The sequence below is a fragment of the Streptomyces laculatispora genome (assembly GCF_017353455.1).
Taxonomy (GTDB): domain Bacteria; phylum Actinomycetota; class Actinomycetes; order Streptomycetales; family Streptomycetaceae; genus Streptomyces; species Streptomyces laculatispora.
On record NZ_JAFMPZ010000127.1, the window covers coordinates 1 to 7,089 of the forward strand.

At 73.2% G+C, this 7,089-nt stretch carries 4 protein-coding genes; 2 read left to right on the top strand and 2 right to left on the bottom strand.

Going from position 1 to position 7,089, the window contains the following annotated elements:
* Positions 1-1,931, bottom strand: a 1,931-nt coding sequence (locus J1C73_RS07570; protein ID WP_207315661.1) for a TIGR00374 family protein, incomplete at its 3' end; no start/stop codon positions are given.
* A gap of 222 nt (positions 1,932-2,153) precedes the next feature.
* Here J1C73_RS07570 and J1C73_RS07575 point away from each other — a divergent pair.
* Both J1C73_RS07575 and J1C73_RS07580 read left to right on the top strand, forming a co-directional pair.
* Positions 2,154-2,561, top strand: coding sequence for an MGMT family protein (locus J1C73_RS07575; RefSeq protein ID WP_123461510.1), 408 nt, complete (start codon positions 2,154-2,156; stop codon positions 2,559-2,561).
* A 236-nt stretch (positions 2,562-2,797) separates the two neighbouring features.
* Entirely contained in the window at positions 2,798-6,232 is a 3,435-nt protein-coding gene (locus J1C73_RS07580; RefSeq protein ID WP_207315662.1) for an ATP-dependent helicase, read from the top strand.
* Between the two features lie 48 nt (positions 6,233-6,280).
* Here J1C73_RS07580 and J1C73_RS07585 read toward each other — a convergent pair.
* The coding region (locus J1C73_RS07585; protein ID WP_207315663.1) for an SAM-dependent methyltransferase at positions 6,281-7,089 on the bottom strand (809 nt) is incomplete at its 5' end.

The window sequence follows — 7,089 nt, forward strand, 5'->3', positions numbered from 1 at the left end:
CTGATCTCGCAGTTCACCCAGCCCCATTCCGCCTGCTCGACCACCGCACCGAAGTCGGCCTGGGTGAACTGCGAGATCAGGAAGTAGGCGGCGATGGCGCCCGCGATGAAGCTGAGCAGGGTGCGCGGTTTGATGCGCTCCAGACGAACCGGCTCGACCGGCGCCTGTGGCCGGATCAGGAGCACCTCCCGGCGGATCTGGGAGAGCAGGTCCTCCTCGCGGGCCTCGTCCAGCGCGTCGTCGAGCGCCCGCTTCTCGGCCTGCTTCTCGGTACGCACCGATTTGCGGACGGCCTTTCGGTCCGCGTCCTCAGGGAGCTCCGTGCCATGGGTACGGGCCCGCTTGGCCGCGTCCGACGCGTCGAGCACCGCCTGGCGCTCCCGCTGCGACCGCTCCCGGGCGAGCCTGCGCAGATGCGCCCGGGTGGAGCGGCTGAGCGCGATCGGCTGGAGCAGCGGCAGACAGTCAGCGACGGTGTCCGGACCGACCACCGCCAGCGCGGCGGCCACCGCCCGCTCGGCGCCCACCCGCAGACCGGTCGTGGTGAGCAGCTGGGCGACGTCCATCCGCAGGACCAGATCGCCGGCCGCGATCTCGCCGCCCCGCAGATCCGTGACGAACACCTTGCCGGAACGATCCACCAGCAGGGCGTCGCCGGTGAGCCTGCGGTGCGCGATCCGCCGCGACTGGAGCGCCTGCACCTGGCGCCAGGCGCCGCGCACCAGGTCGTCGGTGATGTCGGCGTTCTCCAGGGCGTCCAGCGAGCGCCCGCCGATGTGCTCGTACACCAGCATCACGGCGTCGGGGCCCAGCTCGGAGGTGGCGATCAGCTTGGGGGCGTTGGCCCCGGCGGCGATCGCCGCGTACGCGAGCAGCGCCTCCTGCTCCAGCGCCTGGCGCAGCGACTGGATGGAACGCCGCTGGGTGATCCCGCGCAGCGTGAGCCTGCGCCACACCCGGTAGAAGAAGCCCTGGGCCTGCTGTTCCCGGTCGACGACCGTCACATCCAGCGGTGGGCCGTCCTCCAGGGAGACCAGATAGCGGCGTCCGCGGTCGTTCTGGTCGCCGGCGTCGGGGTCGTCGTCGGCCCGCATCGCGGTGACGGGGCGGAAGCCGACATGGCGCAGACCTGCCATCAGATGCTGACCTGTGGGCCGGACGTTCGGCGAGCCGACCGCGTACAGCGTGCCGTATGCCACCGTCCAGCCGATCAGTACCGTCAGGATGATCGAGAGCGGTGTCGTGTAGCCGCCGACCAGCATGGCGAACGCGTCGAGCAGCAGCACCACCCACAGCACGACCCGCCAGCGCGGCCGTCTCGCCATCCCGACCGCCGTCATATAGGCGATCACGGGGGCGAGATAACCATGTACGGGATCGGTGAGCGCGTCACCGGGCGCCGGCTGGGTCAGGGCGTCCTGAATGGTTCCGGAGGCGGACTTGGCGACCCACAGGTCCGCCGCGAGTGTCACCCCGTGCGCCAGGACGGCGGCCAGCACACCGTCCGCGATGCGCAGCCCGTCCCGTTTGATCAGCCGCTCGATGGCGAAGGCGACCGGCACGAGCAGTACGGCGATGCTGGAGACCAGACCGGCGATCTTGATGAGCATGTCGGGCGCCTGGCCGGTGCCCTTGTTGATGTCCGCTTCGAGACCGGTGGTCGTGCCGTGGGCGAACGCGGCGACGGAGAACACCACGACGATGGCCAGCACGCCGATGAGGAGCCGCAGCAGGTCGGAGGGGCGGTGCACCCGGGCGGGGAGCAGGGGTTCGTCCCCGGAGACGCTTTCGGACAGTTCCTCTTTGGCGGTCGAGAGCGTCGAGCCGGCCGGGCTCCCGGAAGGATTATCCGGATCGGTGTCCGCATCCGGCCGGGGCCCCTCCGGGCGTGGCTCGGCATCAGAGGCGTCGGCCGCCTTCGGTGGCTGCACGCCCTGCTCCTTCGTCGCCTCTGATTGGTCTTCGTGTTCTCGTATCACCGGTCACCGCCCGGATGATGGTGGCACGGCCCGCGGGCGGAGGAGGGCATCAGGGTGTGATGCAGGGGCGCTGCGAAGCGCAAGATACGCCCCTTTTCCGCTGGGCGCACGCTCCGTGTCCGGCCGGACACGGAATCGGCCGTGCTGTCGGTGGCGTAGGGCAGGATGAGCCGGATGAGCGAAAACCCGACGAGCGACGCGTTGCCGGAGTACGCGGAGCGCGTGCTCGATGTCGCCGAACTGATTCCGCCCGGCCGCGTCATGACGTACGGCGACATCGCGGAGTGGCTGGGGGACGGCGGCCCGCGTCAGGTCGGCCGGGTCATGGCGCTGTACGGGGGAGCGGTGCCGTGGTGGCGTGTGGTGCGCGCAGACGGGGCGCTGCTGCCCGGCCACGAGCTGCGTGCGCTGAATCACTACCGCGAGGAGAGCACTCCCCTCCGTGAGGCCCCGCGGAATGCGGACGGTCACGTTCCGCGTCTGGACATGAGACGCGCACGGTGGGACGGCGTGGCCGACGGAGCGGCGGGCGACAGGACGGGCGGTCCGGGAGCGGACGGCGGCGGGGGTGCTCACACCTGACAGCCTCGGCCATCCGGTGGCGCATCGGGCGGAGCCGGGCCCGTACGGCGTACGGGAAGCGTGACGCGCGTAAGGTGCGGGGCCCGCTGTCCCCACGGCGATCGCCGTCCGGGCGGAACGTGACGATCCACGCAGCGTTCCCGCCGCAATCGGGCCCGCCGCCGGAGTAGCGTCGTCAGTCCGCGGCAGGTGCCGCGCCCTCACCATCAGCACACCCACCAGGACCGGCGACCCACGTGAGCTCCTCCTCCACCACCCGGCACAGTCCGCACCGTCAGGCACGGCGGGGGACCACGGGCGCGTACCGGCTGGTGCGTACCCTGCCGGGCTCCGTGGATCCCCCTCTCCTGGACGCGGCGCAACGCGCGGTGGTTGACCACCCCGGCGGGCCGCTGCTGGTCCTCGCCGGACCGGGCACGGGCAAGACCACCACGCTCGTCGAGACCGTCGCCGCGCGCGTCGCGCAGGGCGCCGACCCGGCCCGCGTCCTGGTCCTCACCTTCAGCCGCAAGGCCGCCGTCGAACTGCGCGACCGGATGGCCGCCCGGCTCGGCGCCGTCCGGGGCCCGCAGGCCACCACGTTCCACTCCTTCTGTTACGCCCTGGTCCGCGCCCACCAGGACGCCGATCTCTTCGCCGACCCGCTGCGGCTGCTCTCCGGGCCGGAGCAGGACGTCACGGTCCGCGATCTGCTGGCCGGCCAGCTCGATCTGGAGAAGCAGGGCCACGCCCACATCCGCTGGCCCGACGAGCTGCGGGCCTGCCTGACGACGCGCGGCTTCGCCGACGAGGTACGCGCGGTGCTCGCCCGCAGCCGAGAGCTGGGCCTCGGCCCGGACGCCCTCGCCGACTTCGCCCGGCGCACCGGCCGCCCCGACTGGAGCGCCGCCGCCGAATTCCTCGCCGAGTACCTCGACGTGCTGGACGCCCAGGGGGTGCTGGACTACGCGGAGCTGGTCCACCGCGCGGTGCTGCTCGCCGAGCGCCCCGAGGTGTCGGCGCTGCTGGCCGGCCAGTACGACCTGGTGTTCGTCGACGAGTACCAGGACACCGACCCGGCGCAGGTACGGCTGCTGCACGCACTCGCCGGGAACCGGGGGAGCGCCCCGGGCGGCGGCGGTGGCCGGAACCTGATCGCGTTCGGCGACCCGGACCAGTCGATCTACGCCTTCCGGGGCGCCGACGTGAACGGCATCCTCGACTTTCCCGAGGTGTTCCGGCGGGCGGACGGCGCTCCGGCCCCGGTCGGCGTCCTCACCACCTCCCGCCGCTCCGGCGCCGGGCTGCTGGCGGCCACCCGGCTGCTGACCCGGCGGATGCCGCTGACCCGGCTGCCCTCGGCGAAGGTCCGCGCCCACCGGGAGCTCGGCGCGGTCCGCGAGGGCGGCGGCGTCGAGACGTACACCTACCCGACCGCCTCCACCGAGCTCGACAACATCGCCGACCTGCTGCGCCGGGCGCATCTGGAGGACGGGGTGCCGTGGCACGAGATGGCGGTGCTGGTCCGGGCCGGCGGCCGCTCGATCCCCGCGGTGCGCCGCGCCCTGACCTCGGCGGGCGTTCCGCTGGAGGTCGACGGCGACGACCTGCCCCTGCGCCACGAACCCGCGGTGGCCCCGCTCCTGACCGCCCTGCGCACGGTGGCGACGGCGGCACTGAACCGGGGCGCGAGTGCTGCTGACTTCGCGGAGGCTGCGGACGCCGCTGCCGCCGCCGACAGCGCGCATCCGGACGAGGCATCCGCCGACGAGGCTCCGGACGAAGTCTCCGCCGACGAGGTTCCCGCCGGGCCGCAGGCCTGGCTCGACACCGAGACCGCGCTGACCCTCCTCGCCTCGCCCCTCGGCTCCATGGACGCCGCCGATCTGCGCCGCCTGGGCCGGGCCCTGCGCGACGAGGAGCGCGCCGCCGGGAACCGGGTTCCCGCGCCCTCCGGCGACCTGCTCGCCCGCGCCCTGGCCGAGCCGGAGCGGCTCGTCGCGCACGATCCGGCGTACGCCCGTGGCGCCCAGCGCCTCGGCGCGCTGCTGCGCAAGGCCCGCGAACTCCTGGAAGGCGGCGGCACCGCCGAGGAGGCCCTGTGGGAGCTGTGGTCCGGCACCCCCTGGCCGGGCAGGCTGGAGCGCGCCGCCCTGCGCGGTGGTGCGGGCGGCCGCAACGCCGACCGCGACCTCGACGCGGTCTGCGCCCTGTTCGACACCGCGGCCCGCGCCGAGGAGCGCACCGGTGGGCGCGGCGCGCTCAACTTCCTGGAGGAGGTCGATGCCCAGGACATCGCCGCCGACACCCTCTCCCGGCGCTCCGCCCGGCCCGAGGCCGTACGGCTGATGACCGCGCACCGGTCCAAGGGCCTGGAGTGGCGCATGGTCGTCGTCGCCGGGGTGCAGGAAGGCCTCTGGCCCGACCTGCGCCGCCGCGGCTCGCTGCTCGAAGCGGACCGGATCGGCCACGACGGTCTCGCCGAACCCCTCACCCCCGGCGCCCTTCTCGCCGAGGAGCGCCGGCTCTTCTACGTCGCGGCCACCCGCGCCCGCGAACGCCTCGTCGTCACCGCCGTCAAGGCACCCGCCGACGACGGCGACCAGCCGTCCCGCTTCCTCACCGAACTCGGCGTCGAACCCCGCGACGTCACCGGCCGTCCCCGCCGCCCCCTCGCGGTCGCCGCCCTCGTCGCGGAGCTGCGCGCCACCACCGTCGACCCCGACGCCTCCGACATCCTGCGCGAGGAGGCCGCCCACCGCCTCGCCCGGCTCGCCGCGCTCACCGACGACGAGGGGCAGCCGCTCGTACCGTCGGCCCACCCCTACCGCTGGTGGGGCCTGTACGAGCCGACCCGCTCGGCCGTCCCGCTGCGCGACCGGGACCAGCCCGTGGCCCTCTCCGGCAGCGCGCTCGACCAGCTCGCCAACACCTGCGCGCTCCAGTGGTTCCTCGGCCGCGAGGTGAAGGCCGATGCCCCGGCGACCGCCGCCCAGGGCTTCGGCAACGTCGTCCACGTACTCGCCGACGAGGTGGCCTCCGGCCGTACACCCGCCGACCTGGCCGTCCTCATGGAGCGGCTCGACTCGGTCTGGGACGGGCTGGTCTTCGACGCCCCCTGGAAGTCGCACCAGGAGAAGGAACAGGCGCGCGTCGCACTCGAACGCTTCCTGCGCTGGCACGTCATGGACCGTACCGGCCGCACCCCGGCCGCCAGCGAGCACGACTTCGACGTGACGCTGGAGGCGGGCGAGTACGAGGTGCGCATCCGCGGCTCCATGGACCGGGTGGAGCGGGACGCCGAGGGCCGGGCCTACGTCGTCGACTTCAAGACCGGCAAGCAGTCCCCGACGAAGGACGAGGTCGCCCGCCACCCCCAGCTCGCCGTGTACCAGCTGGCCGTCCGGGAAGGGGCGGTCGACGAGGTCTTCGACGGCCGGCGCCCCGAGTCCGGCGGCGCCGAACTCGTACAGCTGCGCCAGCCCGCCCCGAAGAAGGAGGGCGGTGACGCCGTCCCCAAGGTGCAGGCCCAGCAGCCGCCCGACACCGAATGGGTCTCCGACCTGCTGGCGACCGCAGCGGGCCGCGTCCTGGACGAACGGTTCACCCCGACGACCGGCCAGCACTGCACCCACTGCACCTTCAGGGCTTCGTGCAGCGCCCAGCCCGAGGGCCGGCACGTCCTGGAGTGAACCGGCCCGGCCGGGTGGCCCCGCCCCGGTCCCGGGGCTGTCGGGCTGTCACGGTTTGCGGGCCATCACTCCGTACACACTGACGTCCGCGTCCGTGACGTCGTTGATGCCCCGGTAGCGCGTCCTGTCCAGCTCGTCCAGGCTCGCCACGAACTCCTGGTCGGGGTTGGTGGCCTCGGGCAGATCGGTGACCTGCTCCGGACGCCAGCGGTGCACCGGGACGACGCCGGGGTCGAGCATGTCCAGACCGTTGTCGGTCACGAAACGCTCCACCTGGGCGCGCGAGCGGCGGACCATGGCGAAGCCGCGCTCCTTGAAGGCCTTCGTCACCTGGCCGACCTGCTCGGGGTTGAGATCCGAGCTGACGTTGCTCAGTACGAGATGGCTGCCCGGCGGCAACGCGTCGATGAGCTGCCTGACGATGGGGTAGGCCTCGTCGTCCTCGATGAAGTGGAGGACGGCGGCGAGGACGAGGGCGATGGGGCGGTCGAAGTCGAGGGTGCGCCGGGCTGCTTCGAGGATCCTGGCGGGGTCGCGCAGGTCCGCCTCGATGTAGTCGGTGCTGCCCTGGGGTCCGCTGGTGAGAAGGGCCTGTGCGTGCACGAGGACGACCGGGTCGTTGTCGACGTACACGACCCGCGAATCGGGGGCGATGGCCTGCACGATCTGGTGGACGTTCTGCTGGGTCGGCAGCCCGGTGCCGACATCCAGGAACTGCCGGGTGCCGTTCTCCGCGGCGAGCGTCACCGCGCGCCGCATGAAGTCCCGGTTGTGCCGCACGGTGAGATACCCGCGTGGATTGGCCGCCAGGGCCATGGCCGCGGCCTCGCGGTCGGCCGGGTAGTTGTCCTTGCCGC